The organism is Shewanella cyperi, assembly GCF_017354985.1.
Taxonomy (GTDB): Bacteria; Pseudomonadota; Gammaproteobacteria; order Enterobacterales; family Shewanellaceae; genus Shewanella; species Shewanella cyperi.
Genome location: NZ_CP071501.1, coordinates 3,891,861 through 3,910,579, shown reverse-complemented (window position 1 = coordinate 3,910,579; position 18,719 = coordinate 3,891,861). Strand labels below are relative to the sequence as shown.

Here is an 18,719-nt window from a genome sequence, read left to right as displayed (position 1 = left end):
TCCTCTGTGTGGCTGCTACTTGCCGCTGATGATCGGCAAGGTAATCACAAATTCCGTGTGGCCGGGGGCCGAATGACAGTCGATACGACCGCCATGGAGCCTGGCAATATTGTGGGCAATGGACAGTCCCAGCCCCGAGCCCTGTTCCCGCCCCGTGACCATGGGATAGAACAGGGTATCCATCAACTCGGGCGGGATGCCGGGTCCGTTGTCTATCACGGACAATTCGGCCACCAGTTTGAATCTTTGGGTGCCTATGGTGACCTGATGCTGGGTGCGGGACTTGATAATGATCTCGCCGCCCCGTTCTTCCAGCGCCTGCACCGCGTTTTGCACTATGTTCAGCAACGCCTGCTGCAGCTGATCCGGATCCATATTGATGTCCGGAATCGAAGGGTCATAGTCACGCTTGAGGCGGATATTCCTTGGCAGAGTCACCTCCACCAGTTTCAGCACCTTTTGCACCACCTGGTGGATGTTGTGGGGACTGTGCTGGGTGGGGCGCTGGGGCCCGAGCAATTTATCCACCAGGGAACGCAGCCTGTCTGCCTGTTCAATGATCAGGGCGGTGAATTCCTTCAGCGCCGGTTCCTCCAGTTCCCGCGCCAGCAGCTGCGCCGCACCGCGCAGGCCACCAAGGGGATTTTTAATCTCATGTGCCAGGTTGCGCACCAGAAATTGCGCCGCCTGTTGCTGGGCATCCTGGCTCAGTTGCTGGTGGATCCGCCGCTGTTGATCCACCTGGCGCAGCTCCAGCAGGCTCAGCTGCTGTTGCTCCAAGGGCACCAGGGTCAGATCCACTGTGTGTTGCTGGCCATCCAGGGTGACCAGGCTGGCGGTGTTCACCGTCAATCCCTGGCCCTGGCGCACCGCGTCTTCCAACAAACGGCGCTCCACGTCCAGCGACAGCAGGTGCTCGGTGAGCGGATGTTCTGTGAGGCGATGGCTGCCGGCCCCCAGCAATTGCTCGGCGGCAGCGTTGGCAAAGCAGGGCCGCAAGTCACTATCTATGACCAGTACGGCGGTAACCAAATGATTGAGCAGGTTGAGAGTATCCATCGGCCGTTCCGGAAATTGTGTTTGCACCAATATGGTGCACCAATATGGTGCAAACTGCAACCTGGAACGGGCGACTGACTATTTATAGGCTTGGCGTATAACTAACTGTTTACCAAGAAATAAATTCATTATCCAGCTTTGGGTTGTACCGGCTGGGGCGCCTGCAGCAAGGTTGCGCGGTGCAGAAACAGGGTTCTGGTATGACTGGATGCAAGGACTTTGCCGTTTTGGGTGATCAATTGCACCTGGATGCTGTGCTCACCGCGATCTATGTTTTCCAGCTGGAAGAAGGGGCTGGTTGTGGGGTCTTGCCAGACCTTGCCGTCCAGCCTTAACACCCAGAGGGCACCCTTGGGAGGTTCGGGGTCTATGCTGGCCCTGACACTGAAGTTACCGTCGTTATTGCGGATGGTTTCCTCGTGTTCCGGGCTGAGTATGCTTAATTGATACTCGATATGGGCCGCAGGCGACTGCTTGCCGGCGCTGAGATCCACAGGTGGCCGTACGCTGATCTGGTTTTGGGTATTTTCTTTGGGTTCAACCAGCTGGGCATCGCCCTTGGGCTCATCGCTGTAATGGACCTTGCCGTCCTTGTCGACCCATTTATACACGGCAGCCTGGCACAGGCCGGCGAGCAGCAAGAGGGTGAGGGTGAATATCCGCATAATGGCGTTCCTGGTGGCCAATTCTTTCACTAGAGTAGCCCGTTTTGACGCCGGGATCATCCACCCTCGACCAAGGGCCTTAGCGATAGCTGCACAGGTATTCGGCAATCCCCTGACAGCGGATATCAAATTCAACTCCGGCCGCCAGCTCAAAGCTGTCGCCTTCCTGCAATACGCGCCAGTCGGTTTCCCCCGGCAGGCGCACTTCTACCGGGCCGGAAGTGATGTGCATCAGCTCCGCCTGGCTGGTGTCGAACCTGTATTCTCCCGGCAACATGACTCCCAGGGTCTGGCGACTGCCGTCGGCCAGAAAGATACTGCGGCTGCTGACCCGACCATCAAAATACAGATTGGCTTTTGTGGCTACGTTTACCTTTTCTATCAATTGCATGTCAATTCCTCAGTATTTTTAGTGAATGACTGAGAATATCGTCAATTACCCGGCCGGACTACTGAATAAAATTTGAGTTGCTCCGGCCGGTCCCGGCTTCAGCGTTTTTCTCTTTTACGCCAGATGCTCATCTCCGACAGACTGTGCTGGAACTTACGCTTGGTTTCGCGGATAACAAAGGGAATTTCCTTCACCGCCACCAGTTCAAAGCGCTCTATCAGCGCCTCGGTCAAGCCATCGAGGGAGGTGAAGTTTTCGCCGTTGATCTTGATACCACCGAGCCAGTTGGCCTTGGGCGTGTATTCTTCCAGCCAGGTATAGGGTGAGGCGATTACCAGATAGCCGCCTTCGTTGAGGCGTTCATGGATCCGTCCCAGGAACTGCTGTGGCTGAGCCAGGCGGTCGATGAGATTGGACGCATACACCAGATCATAACCACTGAACATGGGCTTGAGATTGCAGGCATCACCCTGGGCAAAGTGAACCCTGTGTTTCACCTGCTCGTATCCCAGAGCCGCCAGGGTGACGGTACGGTATTCCACCAGATCGCCCTCGGTGCGTATGGTGTAGCGCTTCTCGCCCTGCTCGGTCAGGGCATAGGCCTGCTGGATAAAGCGGGCCGAGAAATCGATGGCGTCCACCTGGGCAAAGTGCCTGGCCAGCTCAAAACTGGCCCGGCCCACTGAGCAACCTATGTCCAGCGCCTTGCCATTGGGTTTGAGGTCGAGCTCCGCCAACGCCTGAGTAACACCGTTGACGCAGAAGTTGGCCACCCCGAAATACTCACGGCCATAGTGGAATTCCAGGTATTGGGAGATGGATTCGTCCGTCTCGTACACATTCACTTTCAATCCCTCGTCGGGGGCCTGGGCTGATTCCAGATATCGGAAACCTGCGTGCTGATAGAAATGGCGCCTGAAGGCGTAACGGGACGAGGCTATGGCCTCATTGCCGGTGGAAACCCAGCTGCCGCCCTTCATCAGGTTATGCTTGCCGTCAAAGGTGGGGGTGGAAAAGTCATCGTACAGGGGATGCACGGCAAAGCCCGGAAAACCGTCGATGGCGGTTTCGGTCCACTGCCAGACATTGCCCACTATGTCGTACAGCCGTCCCTGGCGGAAACGGTTGACCGGACAGGATGAGGCGTGGAATGCCAGCGCCAAATTGCCGGGCATCTCGCTCCAGGCCGGGGTGGCGCCTACGGCTATGCTGTCGCCCGCCAGCTCCCGGCGCATCAGGTACCATTCGGCTTCGGTGGGCAGTCGCAGCCTGCGTTCGGTTTTTTGGGATTTCCAGTTGCAAAAGGCCTTGGCCTCCAACTGGTTGACTTCGACCGGCCAGTTCAGCGGCAGGGGGATTTCCTCGGTCAGATTGCGCTGACGCCAGTTGTCGCCATCGCGGCGCCAGAAACGGGGCATTTGAGCCCCGGTAAACGCCAGCCAGCCGCGGCCTTCCTCGGTCCAATAGTCGGGATTTTGATAGCCACCGTCCTCGACAAAAGCCAGATACTCGCCGTTGGAGACCAGATGCTCGCTGGCCCTGAATTCTTTGAGCTTGTGGTGCTGGCGGCCGTACTCATTGTCCCAGCCATAGCTGGCATCTTCCTCATCCTTGCCCAGCACTATTTCGCCCCCCTGAAAGGGGATCAGCTTATTCTCGGGTGCCGGCCCCCAGTCCTGACAGCCGGGCCAGTCCGGGTGCGTCCTGACCATGGTCAGCGGCAATTGGCGAATGATCACCGAGGAGGTTTCCAAATGGATGCGCTCATGTTCTATGCCCATCAGCAGCACCCAAGCCAGGCTGTCCTGGGTAATGGGCAATTGCAGCTCCATGGTATCCAGCAGGTGCTCCACCAACTGCACCACCTTGGCGCGATAATCGCGCACTTGTGCCACGGCTGGCCAGTCATAGTGGGCCTGGTTCAGGTCGTCCCAGGACATTTCGTCGACACCTATGGCGAACATGGACTCAAAGTGTTCGTTGATGCGCTCGTCCAGGTATTTACCCAATTTGAGTTTGTTGACGAAGAACGTGGCCGTGTGGCCGTAATAAAAGATCAGCGGATGACGCAGGGGCTCCGCCTTGACGTAGAAGGCATCATCCGAGGTCAGCAGGCTGAACAGGGACTCATACTGACGCTGGCTGTTGCGAAAATAGTGCCTGAGTTCATCACGCTTGGCCTCGGCATCCGCGCCACTGAGCAAGGGGGTTGGCAGGGCGGTGTTTTCCATGTGCAGTCACTCCTGTTGATTGGCAATCTATTTTGGGGCCTTTAAGCCTGGCAGACACTTGTGACAGCCAGGCGGGTTCAGTCGCCGCTGGAACAGCTGCTGCAACCATTGTCACTGCAACCACTGTCACTGCAGCCGCTGTCACTACTGCAGCCTGTGCCACAGGCTATGTGGCTGGCGCAATAGCTGCCGGGGTGGCGCAGGCAATCCAGGCTATAGCTGAAGCCATCGGCTATCTGCAATTCGCTGTCCAGGGCAAACAACAGCGGCAACCTCGAAGGCCGTTTGGGGTCTATGCCCTCGGCCTTGCAGGCCAGACGCCAGCAGCGACGTATGCCCTGCTGGGCAGAGGTCTGGGACTGCATGGCTTCGGCCGGTGTGTGATGTAGAAAACGACCGAAGGCACGGCGACAAAATTTCTGGTATTGACGGGTAAAAAGGATAAATTCGTGCCACACGCAATCCACAGCCTGTGATGGCATGGCCAGTGGTTGACGACCCGCGGTCAGGCTCAGCTGAAAATAATTGCGCAAGCCTTCAAGCACCAGCAGTTGGCCTTGTTGACCCAGGTGGGGATAGCGCTCGGCCAGCCGGTGTGAAAGCTTGTCCGGAAACACCAGTTCGCGTATGTGGCGTTCACGCCTTTGTTTGCGGCGCTGGCGCCATCTGAGTACCAGAAGCAGCGGCAGGGCCGCCAGACACGCAAAAAACAGCCCGGCCATGTCAGTTCCGGTAAGGGTCATCGGCCAGCAAATAGGCCCTCAGGGCGGCCCTGTGCGGCTGTTCATCGAGCCAGGTGCGGATCCGCACCAGTTCCTCATAGGTCTCGGCGCCGAATTTTTGCCGGTAAAGCTCTGCCTGATGTTGCCGGCTCTGGGCCTGGCGCAACTTGTGCTGCCATTCTTCGGTGACCAGTTGATTGAGACAATGGGCCAGGTTTTCGCGTTTGAGCCATTGCCATTCACCGCGATCCAGCCAGACACCACCGACGGCGGAACTGTAATCCAGATGATGATTGCTGTAGAGGCTGAACCTGAGTTTGCGCATCAGGGTGCCGCTGATGGGACACAGCAGGGCCTGGCGGCTTTCCTCCAGCTCTTCCACCACCACGGCCCGACCTTCCTCCAGCTCGGACGCTCCCTGTTGCTGCTTCCAGGCAACAAAGTCTTCAATCAGTACCCAGTGGCCCTCGCAATGATTGCAGCTGTGGGCCGGGAACAGACCATCCAAACGGGTGGGCACCAGGGTGCCCTTTTTGCAGCTGGTACATTTCATCTTTTTTCCGCCAAATAAAGTGGTTAGCGCCTCGACTTACCTTAAGCCATGGGACTCTTGCGCTCAAGTGACACTTGGGTTCAATTGGCGCTGAGCGGCAGGGCGGTACGGCTGAAGGTTTGTTTCAGCACCAGGGTGGATTCGATGCCCGCTATGGCAGGCAGGCTACCGAGGGATTTTTTCACAAAGCGCTCGTAGGCCGGCAGATCCCGGGCAACAATTTTCAGCAGATAGTCGTGGGAGCCGGTGATCACCGAGCATTCCATCACTTCCGGCAATTTGGCGACAGCGGTCTCGAAGCGCTCGGCGGCGGTATCTGAGTTCTCGCTCAGACGGATAGCGGCGTAAACAATGACATTAAAACCGGCCTTATGCGGGTCCAGTTGGGCGGCGTAACCGCTGATCACCCCATCCTGCTCCAGCTTGCGGATGCGGCGAATGCAGGGGGTGTCGGACATATTCAGGCTGGCGGCCAGCTCGCTGATACTGATGCGGCCATCACGTTGCAATCTGTCTATGATGGCGAGGTCTTTCTTATCCATATGTGACTGGTTTGGTGAATTTCGTTAAATATGTCCAATTAATTATTGAAATGCACCAATGTCGGTGGCGAAAGTAATGCTGATTGGTGAAAACCAATCTTGCCACTGTGCTAGGCTGATGGTCTCAAAAAGAGCTTTAACAAACCCTGATATAAGCGCCATGGAGAAGCCGCAATGAAACACATGACCTTGAACGTGGAAGCCTTTGATGACTGGCTGCGCACCCGTTTTGTGGAACTGAACAACAGTCTGGAAGCCCTGTACTGGTTGCAGGATGACAGGGCCAATGTTGAGGGCGTAGGCGAAGAGTACAAGCAGGCGCTGGAAAGTGAAGGTCGCACCCTGATCCTGGCGCTGCTCGACGAGGGCAATACAGATGAAGGCTTTGATGCGGCCTTTGATCTGCTGGGTAATGTGGGTCTGTATATGGCGGCCTGTCGGCGCCATGAGATAACAGAGCCCAGCCGGGAGACCAGTTCTCCCCTGGTGGAAGCCTCGGCCCTGGCGATGCAGATTGGCGCCTCCATCGGCGTGACCCCCCGTTTTGCCACCGCCCATTTGACTACCCATAACCGTGCTCATAACGGCCTGTACAAGCGCTTTACCGATTTGGCCGACGAGCGTCTGTTCGTGGATTACAACACCAAGGGCATTTTGGCCTATAAGCGCGCCGCCGATGCCCTGCTGAAAATCCTGCCGCTGGGTATTTCCCATCCCATCAGTGCCGATCTGCTCAAGGTGGCGCGTCAGGCGCTGCAGGATGTGATGGACTCCAACGCCACTCTGTTCAACGAGCTGGATACCGATCGTTTCTTCTATTGCGTGCGGCCTTACTACAAGCCGTATCGGGTCGGCAGCCAGGTGTACCGCGGTGCCAACGCCGGCGACTTTGCCGGCATCAATGTGATCGACTTACTGCTGGGACTGTGTTTTGCCAATGAGCAGTCTTACTCGCAAATGCTGGTGGACAAGTTTCTCTACATGATGCCCGAAGATCAGGCCATACTGCGCGACTGCATGCGCCGCACCAGCCTGATGGACCAGTTCCTCAAGGCCAGCGGCGGTCACAAGGAAGCCTGGTACCAGCAGAACCTGCCGCTGTTCCTGGAGGTCTGTGAACTGCATGGTCAGACGGCTATTCAACACCATGACCAGCTGGTGCACAAGTATATCTCTGGTCCCTCGGTTGATATGCAGCAGCAACACATGTCCAAGGTGACCGCCAGTGGTCCACCGCTGCATGTGCTGTTGGCCTCCCTGGAGAAACTCAGGGACAGGCGCGCTGCCGCAAAGCGCAGCGATATCCGCACCCGCTGGCAGGATATACAGCGTCTGAAGGCAAGTCTGGGGTAAGTCATGGATTATAAAAATGAATTTTACCTGCCAGAGGGCGTGTACCTGCTGAATCACTCGGTGGGTCGCCCCCTCAAGGCCGCCAAGGCGGGCTTTGAGCAGGATTTTTGGCAACCCTGGCAAGACAGTGGCCGCGAACCCTGGGGCCACTGGCTGGGTGTGGTCGACAAGTTCCGCACTTCTCTGGCCTGGCTGTTTGACGGCCGGGCAGAGGACTTCTGTCCCCAGGTGAACCTGTCTTCGGCGCTGACCAAGCTGGTGATGTCCCATCCCCGGCTGAATCGTGCCGGTGCCCGTATTCTCATGAGTGAGCAGGATTTTCCCTCCATGGGCTTTGCCCTGCGTCAGGCGCTGCCCGAGGCCGAGCTGGTGTTTGTGCCGGCGGACGCCGATATTACGGATGCCAATGTCTGGGACCAGTACCTGAGTGCCGATCTTGATCTTGCCTTTATCAGTCACGCCTATTCCAATACCGGCGCCCTGGCGCCCGTGGCCGAGCTGGTAGCGCGCTGCCGGGACCTCGGTGTGCTCAGCCTGATTGACGTGGCCCAGTCTGCGGGTGTGGTGCCGCTGTCGCTTGCCAGGCTAAATCCGGATTTTCTGATAGGATCGGCGGTCAAATGGCTCTGCTCCGGTCCCGGTGCCGCTTACTTGTGGGTTAATCCTGAACAATTGTCCCTTTGCCTGCCCAGGGATGTGGGTTGGTTCTCCCACGAGAATCCGTTTGAATTTGATATTCACCAATTCCGTAATCATCCAACTGCGCTGCGCTTTTGGGGCGGCACACCGTCGGTGGCGCCCTATGCCATAGCCGCACATGCCATCGCCTGGTTCGCCGAGCTGGGCTCCGATGTGCTGCGTGTGCACAATCAGGCTTTGGTTTCAATGCTTTATGATGGATTGCACCAATATGGTGCGCTGCGTATCAAGCCTGAAAATCGTAGCGGGACCGCGATCCTGGATTTTGGTCAGGACAATGAGGCGGTGCAGCAAGCGCTGGCTGCGGCAGCTATCAGCGTTGATCGCCGCCGTTATGGCCTGCGGGTCTCGCCGCATCTCTATAATGATGTGGCCGATATCCGCGCCTTTATCGCCTGTGTGGAAGGGGTCCTGGCTTAGGTAAACCCCGGCTCAAAATAAAAGCCCCGGCCAGAGCCGGGGCTTTTTCATGTGGCTACCGCGAATGGCCAGCTTTGCAGTTACAGCCAGCCATAAAAAAGTAGCGCCCCGGGGTTGAGCCCGGGGCGCTTTTCTTTTTTTTATCCGCCGGTTGCCCGGCGGTTCTGCAGGGTATTACAGGCTGTAGTACATCTCGAACTCGAGTGGGTGAGTGGTGCGGTTCACGCGCTCGGCTTCAGCTGTTTTCAGCTTGATGTAGGAATTGATGAAGTCATCGCTGAACACACCGCCCTTGGTCAGGAACTCACGGTCTGCATCCAGAGCCGCCAGAGCCACGTCCAGAGACTCGGCTACCTGTGGGATTTCGGCCGCTTCTTCGGCTGGCAGATCGTACAGGTCCTTGTCCATGGCATCGCCAGGGTGGATCTTGTTCTGGATACCGTCCAGACCGGCCATCAGCAGGGCAGCGAAGCCCAGGTATGGGTTGGCAGTTGGGTCTGGGAAGCGGGTCTCGATACGACGGGCTTTCGGGCTTGGTACCACAGGGATACGGATAGAAGCAGAGCGGTTACGGGCAGAGTAAGCCAGCATCACTGGTGCTTCAAAGTGTGGAACCAGACGCTTGTAAGAGTTGGTGCTTGGGTTGGTGAAGGCGTTCAGGGCACGGGCGTGCTTGATGATACCACCAATGTAGTACAGGGCAGTTTCAGACAGCCCGCCGTACTTGTCACCGGCAAACAGGTTAACGCCGTCTTTGGCCAGAGACTGGTGAACGTGCATACCTGAACCGTTATCACCAACGATTGGCTTGGGCATGAAGGTCGCAGTCTTGCCATAGGCGTGGGCCATGTTGTGCACCACGTACTTCAGGACTTGGATTTCGTCGGCTTTCTTGGTCAGGGTGTTGAAACGGGTGGCGATTTCGTTTTGACCGGCGGTAGCCACTTCGTGGTGATGGGCTTCAACCACTTGACCCATTTCTTCCAGCACCAGACACATGGCAGAGCGCAGGTCCTGTGAAGAGTCTACAGGAGCAACCGGGAAGTAACCGCCTTTAACGAATGGACGGTGACCAGTGTTGCCTTCTTCGTAGCTGGTGCCTGAGTTCCAGGCCGCTTCCTTGGCGTCGATCTTCACAAAGCAACCGCTCATGTCGGTGCCGAAACGCACGTCGTCGAACAGGAAGAATTCTGGCTCTGGACCCATCAGCACTGTATCGGCAATACCGGTAGCGCGCAGGTATTCTTCGGCCTTCTTGGCGATGGAGCGTGGGTCACGATCATAGCCGGTCATGGTGCCTGGCTCGAGGATGTCACAGCGGATGATGGCGGTGGTTTCTTCGGTGAAAGGATCCAGCACGAATGTGCTCGCATCTGGCATCAGTACCATGTCTGACTCGTTGATGCCTTTCCAGCCGGCAATGGAAGAACCGTCGAACATTTTGCCATCTTCGAAGAAATCGGCATCGACTTGATGAGTAGGGATAGACACATGTTGCTCTTTACCCTTGGTGTCGGTAAAGCGCAGATCCACAAATTTCACTTCCAGTTCTTCAAGCTGCTTTAACACTGTTTCAACTGACATTCTCAAGTCTCCGGTAGGGTAGAGGGTGTTCCCTTAATCATCTTATCTGGCAAAGCAACAAATCCCGGTTGGTATCGCGCTTTGAAGTTGCCCATCTAAAGCGAGACTCGTGCCAGGTTGCTAAGATCATGATGTATAAGGGGATGGTTTGAGTGAGTAACGCAGAATTGCTCCGGGTTGCACTATTTTGGTGCGCACGATGCTTTATGGTGGTGCAATCACCACGCGAATGCAGCATCTTGGTGCAGTCTTGCCGGACTATAGCTTCCATAAGCGGCCAAAAAATAATCCTGTGCGATGGGGCGCTGCTAGAGTAGAATGTCACGCTTTTTAAAGCAACCATCCGTTAGACTGACCTCATTGGGGGGTCGATAAACGGCTGGCGCCGGTGATACAAAGCAGCGACCGCAGGTACGTCTTGCCGTCATAAACAGCTGCTATGCTGTCGTCGAACCCCACAGTATTTTGATGGTAAGAGGCTAATAGTGTTAGAGAATTTACGTAACATCGCCATTATTGCGCACGTTGACCACGGTAAGACCACCCTGGTTGATAAGCTGCTGGCACAGTCAGGAACCCTGGCAACACGGGGCGAAGCCACTGAGCGGGTGATGGACTCCAACGATCTGGAAAAGGAACGTGGTATCACTATCCTGGCCAAGAACACTGCCATCAAGTGGAACGATTACCGTATCAACATCGTGGACACCCCCGGCCACGCCGACTTCGGCGGTGAGGTTGAGCGTGTACTGTCCATGGTGGATTCTGTGTTGCTGCTGGTGGATGCCGTTGACGGCCCCATGCCACAGACCCGTTTCGTGACCAAGAAGGCCTTTGCTCAAGGGCTCAAGCCTATTGTGGTCATCAACAAGATTGACCGTCCCGGTGCCCGCCCTGATTGGGTTATCGACCAGGTGTTTGACCTGTTTGACAACCTGGGTGCCACCGATGAGCAGCTGGACTTCCCTATCGTTTATGCCTCTGCCCTGAACGGCTTCGCGACCCTGGATCCCGATGACACCAGCGCTGACATGACGCCGCTGTTCCAAACCATAGTGGAAAAAGTATCTCCTCCGGATGCAGACGCCGAAGGCGCGTTCCAGATGCAGATCTCCCAGCTGGACTACAACAGCTACGTGGGCGTTATCGGCGTGGGTCGCATCAAGCGCGGCAGCGTCAAGACCAACCAACAGGTGACTGTGGTCGGTGCCGACGGCAAAACCCGTAACGGCAAAATCGGTCAGGTACTGGGCTACATGGGCCTGGAGCGCCACGAAGTCGATGTTGCCAACGCCGGTGACATTGTGGCCGTCACTGGCCTGGGCGAGCTGAAAATTTCCGATACCATTTGCGCCGCCGGCAATGTTGAGGCGCTGCCGCCTCTGTCCGTTGACGAGCCAACCCTGACCATGACCTTCCAGGTAAACACTTCTCCGTTTGCCGGTAAAGAAGGTAAGTACGTGACTTCACGTAACATCCTCGAGCGTCTGCAACAGGAACTGGTGCACAACGTGGCCCTGCGTGTGGAAGAGACCGACAGCCCGGATCGTTTCCGCGTGTCCGGTCGTGGTGAATTGCACCTGTCTATTCTGATTGAAAACATGCGCCGTGAAGGTTTCGAGCTGGCCGTGTCCCGTCCTGAAGTGATCATTCGCGAAATCGACGGCGAGAAATGTGAGCCGTTCGAAACCCTGACCGTTGACGTGGAAGAAGACCATCAAGGTACAGTTATCGAGAAGCTGGGCACCCGTAAGGCTGACATGAAAGATATGCAGCTCGACGGTAAAGGCCGTGTGCGTATCGATTTCGTGATCCCAAGTCGTGGTCTGATCGGTTTCCAAACCGAGTTTATGACCGCCACTTCAGGTACAGGTCTGCTGTACCATACCTTTGATCACTACGGTCCTTACAAGGGTGGTGAAATCGGTCAGCGTGCCAACGGCGTACTGATCTCCAACGCCACTGGTAAGGCGCTGACCTTCGCCCTGTTCGGTCTGCAGGATCGCGGTCGTCTGATGATCGGCCACGCCGCCGAAGTCTACGAAGGCCAGGTAGTGGGTATCCACAGCCGCTCCAATGACCTGACGGTAAACTGCCTCAAGGGTAAGCAGCTGACCAACATGCGTGCATCAGGCACCGACGAGGCTCAGGTTCTGACTCCTCATATCCAGATGACGCTGGAACAGGCACTGGAATTCATCGATGACGATGAACTGGTGGAAGTCACGCCCAAGAGCATTCGCGTGCGTAAGAAGTTCCTGACCGAAAACGATCGCAAGCGCGCCAGCCGCCAAGGCTGATAGCGTTAAAAAATAAAAAGACCCGGCCTTGCGCCGGGTTTTTTATTGGTACTCTTCGAGGTGCCGATTGACTTACCTCAAAAAGAGCTATGAAAGGCTGGGGACTATGCCAAGTCTGTACTAATTGGTTAATGAGGAACCAAAGTTGCACACGTCAGTCCGGCTATCCAGACTGAGTCATGAACTTCTGGTGTCTCCGCTACAGCACATTCGAGGTGATTACCATGGCACCATGTACTTTTATGACTCCCAGGATTTGGCTTTATCCTCTGTTGGCTTGGCTGTTGTTTGCCTGGCCGCTCAAGACGCTTGCCAAAGACTCAATCGAGCAGCAGGGGGATACTCTGCAATATGCCGTCCCGGCCGTGGCGTTGGCGGCAACCTTGTTTTATGAGGATGGTTTTGATGGCAGCATTCAATGGATAAAGGCGGTTGTGACCACGGAAACCACGGTTTATGTACTGAAAAAGTCTGTGCACAAGGAAAGGCCCAATGGCAATTGCTGCAGCGCCTTCCCATCCGGTCATGCGGCCACGGCCTTTACCGGTGCAGCCTTTATTCAGCGCCGCTATGGCTGGGGCTATGGTGTACCGGCTTATCTCGTGGCTGCCTACGTGGGCTATACCCGGATTGAGTCCGATAAACATGACACCACGGATGTTGCCGCCGGTGCCTTGATCGGCATTTTGAGCAGCTATTACTTCGTCGAACCTTATAAAGGCATCAAAATCACCCCTTACGCAGCCAATGGCAGTTATGGTCTGATGTTCACTGGCCGCTGGTGACAAGCCGGCTTGATACAATTTTACACAGGGTGCATGGGCCGGTGTTTTCTGTGGGTCTGGGGCTTGAACACTGGGAGACAGGGTAAAAATTGATTTATTAACACTATGTTATGCTTTACTCTACCCCAAAGAATCATTCCTGCTTAAGCTGGCATCGACCTCCCCGGTGCTATGCTTGGCTCCAGAGCACTTGGCATTGAGTACTGAACAATGAACGCCGGTAAGTTATTCAGGACAAAAGTAGGCATGGTTGCCTTTGTGCTGGTGTACATAATACTGGCCTATTCCACAGTTGAGTACCTGCAGCAGAGCTATCTTCGCGATGCGGAAGCCGAGCGCTCCCGTGGTTTATCGCAACAATTGGCACTGATCCGCGCCAATATCGAAGCCGAGGTCAATGCCGAAGTGTTTTTGGCCGACAGTCTGGCAACCCTCATCAGCTTCAGTCCCGAATCCACCTTTGAACAGTGGGAACAGGTGGCCATGCAGCTGACCCGCAAGGCGGAGCATATACGCAATATTGGGGTGGCACCCAATGATGTCATGGCCTTCGTTTATCCGCTGCAAGGCAACGAGCGGGTCATAGGTTTGGATTTTCGCGACTATCCCAATCAATGGCAGACGGTGCAGCAGGCACGTCAGGCCCAGCACATTATTATATCCGGCCCACTGGAGCTGGTTCAGGGCGGCACGGCCATCATAGCCAGGGTGCCTATTTTCTCGGATGCGCCCCAAAACAGCCAGTACTGGGGGACATGCAGCATAGTTCTGGATATTGATGGTTTGTTCCGCGATGCCGGGGTTTATGACCTTCCGGATAACGTGAGTCTGGCGATTCGCGGTCGCGACGGTACCGGTGCCGATGGCGAAGTGTTTTTTGGTGAGCCGGGCGTATTTCAGGACCCGCTGCTGAGCGAGACAGTGCATCTGGTCAGTGGCAGTTGGCAAATGGGGCTGTCCCTGAAAGCGTCATCTGCCGCAGTTCCAGTGTCCAATTGGGTAAAGGACAATTTGCCCAGGGTAGCGGGGTATACCGTGGCTCTGAGCCTGTTATTGAGCTTTATTTTGGTGCTCAATGCCTATCGTTTGGCCCATCAAATTTCTATGCAGGATGTGTTGACCAAGTTACCCAACCGCCGCCACGCCATGTTGATCCTGGAGCAGCTGTCCCAGCAAGGCACAGCATCCCGCTTCAGCATCATCAATATCGATCTCAATCGATTCAAACAGGTCAACGACACCTATGGTCATGCCGTGGGGGATGCACTGTTGGTGGAAGTTGCCAGGCGAATGAGGCACACCCTGAGGGGCTCGGATACCGTGGCCAGGTTGGGCGGCGATGAATTTTTGCTTATCCTGCCCAGGGTTTGCACCCGCGAGCAGCAGGATAGGGTGAAGGCTAAGTTACTCGGTGAGGTATGCAGTCAGCCTTTTGATTATCAAGGGGTACACCTGGATATCAGTCTCAGTTTGGGAGTGGCTTGCTTCCCCGAACACGGCAATGCCATTTCCGAGTTGCTGCACCATGCGGACCAGGCCATGTATCAGGACAAACAGCAACGAAAACTCAGCGCGGTGCAGGCATGAGGGGCTTAACCCTGCTGCTTTGTCTGCTGTCGGCCCTGGCCACTGCGGCGGAACCGACCCGGGTGACCTATGTGGATGCCACCAGTCTCAAGCACAACCCGAACAACAGCTACTTTGGGCTGCTGCTGCAATTGGCCCTGGAAAAATCCAGTGATAAATACGGCCCCTTTGAGCTTAAGGCCATAGACATTGAGATTTCCCAGAAGCGCCATCTGCGGGAGTTGGAAAAGGGCACCATAGACGTGTTCTGGACCATGACCAGTTATGGCCGGGAGGTGGAGGCAAGGCCGGTGCGGGTGCCGCTAACCAAGGGCATGTACGGTATCCGCCTGTTGGCCATTAATAAGGCAGATTCTGAGCTCTATGCCAACATCACTGACTTGAAGCAGTTGACGTCGCTGACAGCGATTCAGGGGCGGGACTGGCCCGACACCCAGGTACTCAGGCTCAATCGCCTGGAAGTGAATACAGATGTAGCCGAAGTGGATCTCTATCCCTTCCTGGCCCGGCATCCGGGAAGCTATTTCCCCCGGGGTGTGACCGAAATTTTTGCCGAGACAGACAACCGGGATATGCCGACCGTGGCTGTCGACCGTCAGCTGGTGCTGGTATATCCGGCAGCCATGTATTTCTTTGTGGCCCGCGATAACGAGCTGTTGGCCAACCGGTTGGAATATGGCCTTAAACGTGCCCAGGCAGATGGCAGTTTCGACCAGCTGTTCTATGGTTTTCCCCAGCACAGGAGTGCCTTTGAGCGCGCTGACTTTGCCAAACGCCGCTTCCTGTACCTGCAAAATCCCCTGTTGCCACGTACTTCGAATGCCGATGAGATCCGTGCTATGCAGCTTGAGGTGATGCGCCGTTTCGGGGGGAAGTAGGCTAACAAAAACGGCCCCAAGGGGCCGTGTTGCTTTTGGTTTGTTACTCGCCAGCTTCCATGGCGGCGATAAATTTGTTGGACTCGGCGATGGACTTTTTCATTTCCTTGATAAGTCCCGTGATATCCCGCTTCAGGTTGCCGAATTCACCCTTGATGGCCCCCAGGGTTTGGGCATTCAGATTGTGCTTGAGATACAGCATATTGTCCTTCATGGCGGTCAGCACCGGCGGCATCTTGCTCTCGGCCCGACGCATGCTGCGTACCATGGTCTCATAGGAACGCTTGGTTTCCCTGAGTTTTGCCTGACTTTTGCTGCGCAGGTTGGCGCTGCTGATCTCGCCGATTTCATTCTGCCATTCTTCAAACAGCGCCTCGGCCACATCTTCTACCTTATCGATGCGACTGCTGACCTGCTCGGCGGCTTCCAGCGAGGCGTCATACTCGTCTTTGGCCTTGCTGTAAGCCCGCTCCAAATCGCCGCCACTGTGGCCAAGCAGGGCCTGCATTTCCTCCAGCGCCGAGTTGAATTGCTTTTGCGCTTCTTCCTGGGATTCCTTGGCATCCTTCACCCGGTCAACCATGATGTCGCGTTTGTGATAGCCGACCTTTTCCATGGCGCCATAATAGGCACTCTGACAGCCACTGAGCAGCATCAGGGAGCAGGCCAGGGTCAGTGTCAGTAATGTCTTCATTGAGTCATTCTCCTTTGGGGCCCTCAGTCGGCCTTGAATTTGGCCGCATCTATGATGGCCCACAGATGGGCAATGCCACCAATAATGGCGGGCACCACCAGCCACCAGAGGGCGTAGCCCACCACAGTGACGACAAAGAAAACCAGGGCGGCAAGTATGCGTCCCTGCAGCAGTTGGCCGAGGCCGGGGAAAAACAGACTGGCAAGCGCGGCTATCACATTACCGGCAGAACCTTGTTGGCTCATCAATTCACTCCTTAGACTTGTCATGAACTTGTTCTAGGCTTTATTGTACGAACTTAACCGCCCATGACCACAGCCCGCAAGAGAAAAGCAGTGAAATATAAGATAGATGGGATAAAGATGGTGCATTGGTTTCGCGGCATTTGGCGTTTTGTGCTGCACCTGCGGCAGCGGCTGATCGAAGATCAAATCAACATCCGTGCCGGCCATCTGGCCTATGTCACCCTGTTGTCACTGGTACCCCTGGTGGCCGTTACCATGTCAATGTTGTCAGCCTTCCCCGTGTTCAAGGGGATCCGTGGCGAGATAGAAGCCTTTGTCTACGAGAATTTTTTGCCCGCCGCCGGTGATACGGTTCAGGTGTATATCAATGAGTTTGTCAGCAATGCCTCCAAGGGAACGGCCGTCGGTATTGGCTTTCTGGTGTTGGTGGCCATACTGCTGATTTCCGCCATCGATAAGGCCCTCAACGCCATTTGGCGTACCAGGGAAAAGCGCCGCCTGATGGTGTCTTTCTCCATGTACTGGATGGTTTTGACCCTAGGGCCGGTATTGGTTGGTGCCAGCTTGGTTGCCACCTCTTATCTGGTATCACTTAAGGTGGTCCACGAGGCGGAATTTTACGGCGTGGTACCCATGCTGCTGCAACGCTTACCGCTGCTGTTTTCCATCGCAGCATTCCTGTTGCTGTATATGGCGGTACCCAATCAGAGGGTGAGGTTTTTCCATGCGTTGTTGGGCGCTCTGGTGGCGGCGCTGTTATTTGAGGCCGGCAAGAAGGGCTTTGCCTTTTACGTGACCCACTTTCCCAGTTACCAGGCCATCTACGGCGCCCTGGCGACCATTCCCATTCTATTCGTGTGGGTCTACCTTTCATGGATGATAGTGTTGCTTGGTGCTGTCATCACGGCAGCCTTGCCCGAATACCTGGACCATGCCGAAAGTGTCGCCAGTGCGGAGCGTGTTGCAAGCACAGAGAGTGCCGAGTCCTCTGAAAATGTCGGCATCCAAGACGGGGCGGTGTCGAACGCTCAGCCAGGTGAGGATAAGCCATGATGCATGATGCCGGCATGCCATTGCCTCTTTTGGCCAGCCACAGGCTCCCGGTTGGCGACGGTCACGAGTTGCATCTGGCCCAGTATGGCGATCCCGAAGGGGTGCCTGTGCTGTATCTCCACGGTGGCCCGGGGGCAGGTTGCAACGCCGATGATACCCGCCTGTTTGCCAACTGCAGGGTGCGTTTGTTGCTGCTCGACCAACGCGGAGCAGGTCAGTCCCTGCCCAGGGGAGAGCTGAACCACAACCATCTGCAGGCGCTGTTGGCCGACCTTGAGTTGGTGCGTGAGGCCTTGGGCATAGAGGCCTGGTGCCTGGTTGGTGGCTCCTTTGGTGCCACTCTGGGACTGATATACAGTGGTCTCTACCCCCAGCGCGTCATGGCGCAGGTGTATTGGGGCTTGTTTGTGCCTTCCCTTACCGGACTTTCCTGGCTTTACGGCCCGGATGGCGCTGCCCGTCTGTTTGATGAGGATTACCAAAGATTCAGCAGTGGTATTCCCATCAAGGGCTGGTTGCCCCTGCTATTCGATTATTTTCACAAGGCATTTGAACATGCCGACGATAAGATCCGCGAACCGGCGCTGCGGCGCTGGTTGGAATGGGAAATGGCGCTGGCTTTTCCGGGTAACCGGCTGTTGCAGCCCATAGGTTGGCACAGTACAGTGTTGGCCCGCACCGAACTGCATTACGCCCGTAATCACTATTTCGGCGCGCTGGAGTTGTTGCAGCGGGTGGTGACCAAGATTACCGCGCCAAGCCTAGTGTTGCAGGGTGAGCAGGATTGGGTGTGTCCCTGGTCGGTATTGCAATCTGAAATCTGGTTGCCCGAGGCCGGTACAGTGGACATCACCAAGGTGCCAGAGGGGTTTCATTCCCTGGCAGATGCCAAGATGTGCCGGGCAGTTGCCGACGCAATTCAAACCATGGTTCAACAACAGCAAATCAACAGGTAGTA

18 protein-coding genes are annotated in these 18,719 nt (G+C 55.9%); 8 read left to right on the top strand and 10 right to left on the bottom strand.

All coding sequences use genetic code 11. From position 1 onward, the window contains the following. Window positions 1-15 precede the first annotated feature (15 nt). The 7 genes from glnL to JYB84_RS17325 all read right to left on the bottom strand — a co-directional run bounded on the left by glnL (window position 16) and on the right by JYB84_RS17325 (window position 6,163). Window positions 16-1,059 (bottom strand): nitrogen regulation protein NR(II), encoded by a 1,044-nt coding sequence (gene glnL / locus JYB84_RS17355; protein ID WP_207321255.1) that lies wholly within the window; start codon window positions 1,057-1,059, stop codon window positions 16-18. Window positions 1,060-1,187: 128 nt separating this feature from the next. Continuing rightward, on the bottom strand, window positions 1,188-1,724 hold the full coding sequence (locus JYB84_RS17350) for a DUF4124 domain-containing protein (protein WP_207321254.1): 537 nt from the start codon (window positions 1,722-1,724) through the stop codon (window positions 1,188-1,190). A gap of 79 nt (window positions 1,725-1,803) precedes the next feature. Then, window positions 1,804-2,115 carry a pyrimidine/purine nucleoside phosphorylase gene (ppnP, locus tag JYB84_RS17345; protein ID WP_207321253.1) on the bottom strand — a complete coding sequence of 104 codons (312 nt, stop codon included), beginning with the start codon at window positions 2,113-2,115 and terminating at the stop codon, window positions 1,804-1,806. A gap of 98 nt (window positions 2,116-2,213) precedes the next feature. Further along, window positions 2,214-4,346: a 5-histidylcysteine sulfoxide synthase gene (gene ovoA / locus JYB84_RS17340; protein ID WP_207321252.1), complete on the bottom strand. Its 2,133-nt coding sequence runs from the start codon at window positions 4,344-4,346 to the stop codon at window positions 2,214-2,216. A 77-nt stretch (window positions 4,347-4,423) separates the two neighbouring features. After that, entirely contained in the window at window positions 4,424-5,068 is a 645-nt protein-coding gene (locus tag JYB84_RS17335; RefSeq protein WP_207321251.1) for a glycine-rich domain-containing protein, read from the bottom strand. 1 nt (window position 5,069) lies between these two features. Next, window positions 5,070-5,621, bottom strand: a complete 552-nt coding sequence (locus tag JYB84_RS17330) for a zf-TFIIB domain-containing protein (RefSeq protein ID WP_207321250.1) — start codon at window positions 5,619-5,621, stop codon at window positions 5,070-5,072. An 80-nt stretch (window positions 5,622-5,701) separates the two neighbouring features. Further along, window positions 5,702-6,163, bottom strand: coding sequence for an Lrp/AsnC family transcriptional regulator (locus JYB84_RS17325; RefSeq protein ID WP_207321249.1), 462 nt, complete (start codon window positions 6,161-6,163; stop codon window positions 5,702-5,704). 174 nt (window positions 6,164-6,337) lie between these two features. Between JYB84_RS17325 and JYB84_RS17320 the strand changes: the two genes are divergently transcribed. Continuing rightward, window positions 6,338-7,516 (top strand): PrnB family protein, encoded by a 1,179-nt coding sequence (locus JYB84_RS17320; protein ID WP_207321248.1) that lies wholly within the window; start codon window positions 6,338-6,340, stop codon window positions 7,514-7,516. Window positions 7,517-7,519: 3 nt separating this feature from the next. Then, window positions 7,520-8,635: an aminotransferase class V-fold PLP-dependent enzyme gene (locus JYB84_RS17315; RefSeq protein WP_207321247.1), complete on the top strand. Its 1,116-nt coding sequence runs from the start codon at window positions 7,520-7,522 to the stop codon at window positions 8,633-8,635. Window positions 8,636-8,809: 174 nt separating this feature from the next. On the opposite strand, the gene glnA is transcribed toward JYB84_RS17315, so the two are convergent. Further along, window positions 8,810-10,219 carry a glutamate--ammonia ligase gene (gene glnA / locus JYB84_RS17310; protein WP_207321246.1) on the bottom strand — a complete coding sequence of 470 codons (1,410 nt, stop codon included), beginning with the start codon at window positions 10,217-10,219 and terminating at the stop codon, window positions 8,810-8,812. Between the two features lie 485 nt (window positions 10,220-10,704). Here glnA and typA point away from each other — a divergent pair, with 485 nt between their 5' ends. The 4 genes from typA to JYB84_RS17290 all read left to right on the top strand — a co-directional run bounded on the left by typA (window position 10,705) and on the right by JYB84_RS17290 (window position 15,769). Continuing rightward, on the top strand, window positions 10,705-12,519 hold the full coding sequence (gene typA, locus JYB84_RS17305) for a translational GTPase TypA (protein ID WP_207321245.1): 1,815 nt from the start codon (window positions 10,705-10,707) through the stop codon (window positions 12,517-12,519). A 242-nt stretch (window positions 12,520-12,761) separates the two neighbouring features. Continuing rightward, window positions 12,762-13,304 (top strand): phosphatase PAP2 family protein, encoded by a 543-nt coding sequence (locus JYB84_RS17300; protein WP_207321244.1) that lies wholly within the window; start codon window positions 12,762-12,764, stop codon window positions 13,302-13,304. 246 nt (window positions 13,305-13,550) lie between these two features. Beyond that, window positions 13,551-14,891: a diguanylate cyclase domain-containing protein gene (locus tag JYB84_RS17295; RefSeq protein WP_207321243.1), complete on the top strand. Its 1,341-nt coding sequence runs from the start codon at window positions 13,551-13,553 to the stop codon at window positions 14,889-14,891. Continuing rightward, complete coding sequence (locus JYB84_RS17290) at window positions 14,888-15,769, top strand: hypothetical protein (RefSeq protein ID WP_207321242.1); 882 nt, start codon at window positions 14,888-14,890, stop codon at window positions 15,767-15,769. The genes JYB84_RS17295 and JYB84_RS17290 overlap by 4 nt, the downstream gene beginning before the upstream one ends. Window positions 15,770-15,812: 43 nt before the next feature. Here the strand turns inward: JYB84_RS17290 and JYB84_RS17285 are convergent, their stop codons facing one another. Continuing rightward, window positions 15,813-16,463 carry a DUF2959 domain-containing protein gene (locus tag JYB84_RS17285; protein ID WP_207321241.1) on the bottom strand — a complete coding sequence of 217 codons (651 nt, stop codon included), beginning with the start codon at window positions 16,461-16,463 and terminating at the stop codon, window positions 15,813-15,815. A gap of 23 nt (window positions 16,464-16,486) precedes the next feature. Next, window positions 16,487-16,708 carry a hypothetical protein gene (locus tag JYB84_RS17280; RefSeq protein ID WP_207321240.1) on the bottom strand — a complete coding sequence of 74 codons (222 nt, stop codon included), beginning with the start codon at window positions 16,706-16,708 and terminating at the stop codon, window positions 16,487-16,489. Window positions 16,709-16,825: 117 nt separating this feature from the next. Here JYB84_RS17280 and JYB84_RS17275 point away from each other — a divergent pair, with 117 nt between their 5' ends. Both JYB84_RS17275 and JYB84_RS17270 read left to right on the top strand, forming a co-directional pair. Beyond that, a complete protein-coding gene (locus JYB84_RS17275) occupies window positions 16,826-17,761 on the top strand; it encodes a virulence factor BrkB family protein (protein WP_207323287.1) in 936 nt (311 codons plus the stop codon). Beyond that, window positions 17,758-18,717 carry an alpha/beta fold hydrolase gene (locus JYB84_RS17270; protein ID WP_228290831.1) on the top strand — a complete coding sequence of 320 codons (960 nt, stop codon included), beginning with the start codon at window positions 17,758-17,760 and terminating at the stop codon, window positions 18,715-18,717. Before JYB84_RS17275 ends, JYB84_RS17270 begins: the two co-directional genes overlap by 4 nt. The last annotated feature ends 2 nt before the right edge of the window (window positions 18,718-18,719 follow it).